The organism is Micromonospora mangrovicola, assembly GCF_047200535.1.
Classification (GTDB): domain Bacteria; phylum Actinomycetota; class Actinomycetes; order Mycobacteriales; family Micromonosporaceae; genus Micromonospora.
The window spans coordinates 1-1,247 of sequence record NZ_JBJZOG010000235.1; the positions used below are offsets into that span (position 1 = coordinate 1).

General features: G+C 74.8%; 3 protein-coding genes. All 3 read right to left on the minus strand.

Annotated elements, in window-relative coordinates; translation table 11 throughout:
- On the minus strand, window positions 1–607 hold a 607-nt coding region (locus tag ACL02O_RS34220), incomplete at its 3' end, for a DUF2637 domain-containing protein (RefSeq protein ID WP_412822324.1).
- Between the two features lie 6 nt (window positions 608–613).
- Window positions 614–748, minus strand: a complete 135-nt coding sequence (locus ACL02O_RS34225; protein ID WP_357327068.1) for a hypothetical protein — start codon at window positions 746–748, stop codon at window positions 614–616.
- A gap of 7 nt (window positions 749–755) precedes the next feature.
- On the minus strand, window positions 756–1,214 hold the full coding sequence (locus ACL02O_RS34230; protein ID WP_412822325.1) for a hypothetical protein: 459 nt from the start codon (window positions 1,212–1,214) through the stop codon (window positions 756–758).
- Window positions 1,215–1,247: the final 33 nt, after the last annotated feature.

The following is a 1,247-nucleotide window of genomic DNA, read 5'->3' on the forward strand; positions in this document are numbered from 1 at the left end:
GCACCGGCACGGGGGCCAGCTCCGGCACCGGCACGGGGTCCGGGTCCCGCAGCGGCACCGGCTCGGCGGCGGCCGGCGGCACCGGCAGCGGCATCTGGGGCGGCGGCACGGGGGCCGCGGCGACGGCAGCCAGGAACGGCTCCCGCTCGGCGGCACGAGCCAGGGCGGCGGCACGCTCGGCCGCGATCGCCGCGCGCCGCATCTGCGACAGCACCACCAGCCCGATCGACGCCACGACCACCAGGCCGTCGACGGACAGCGGCAGTGTGCTCGCCGTCAGCCAGTCCTCGCCGTACTCCAGGGCCAGGCCCTTCATGTGCCGGTAGCTGGCCAGGGCGGCGACGCCAGCGACGATCACGGTGCCGCCCAGCCGCACCACGTTCAGCAGCCGGCTCCGCGGTGCCGGCACCCGCGTCATCACCTCGGAGCACAGCAGCAGCGCCAGAGGTGCCCAACCGGCGACCGCCTTCGCGCCGGCGCCGGCACCGGCGTGCGCGATGTTCGCCGCCAGCGATGCCGCGATGCCGGCACCGAACGCCAGCCACACCGACACCCACGCGCCCCTGCTGGGGCGCTCCGGCACGTCGACCTTCTCCACGTGAACCACGCCGGCTTACCCGGCGGCCTCGGCGGCACCGCCGCCGGTCGGCAGTGCCGGCACGCCCGGCACCGTCTCGCTCTCCATCGGTTTCCCCTCCAACAGGTCGAGGCCGCCCGGTGGTCCCGGGCGGCTCTCCTCGGTCGTCACAGGCGGGTCAGCGTCTCCCCCACCAGCTCGCCGCGCTCGGCCACCGCCCGCTCGTGCTCGTGCAGGTGGTCGGGCACAGCAGCCGCGTCTGCCGCCACAGGGCCAGCTCCAGGCCCTCCTCCGGGTCGAACAGGCACAGCCCGCCGTCCCCGCACTTCTCGCCGTCGTGCTCGATCACCACGCGGGCGACCGCGACGCCCGCGCACGGGCCCTGGTCCTCCTCGGGCACGAACTCGGCGTTGAAGGTCGGGATCACCAGGCGCTCGGTGCAGATCAGGTCGGTCGTCGTCATCTTCGGCTCCTCAGGGCTCGGGTTGCAGACGGGGCACGGCGCGCCGATCACGCCGCCGCAGCGGCAGTCGACGTGCCAGGTGACGCCACTGGCGTCGCGGTAGCAGCGGACGCGGTTGGCGTCGCGGTAGCAGCGGACGCGGTTGGCGTCGCGGTAGATCGTGTAGTCGCGCATGGCGTCTTCCTCAGGTCAGGAACGACGACCGGC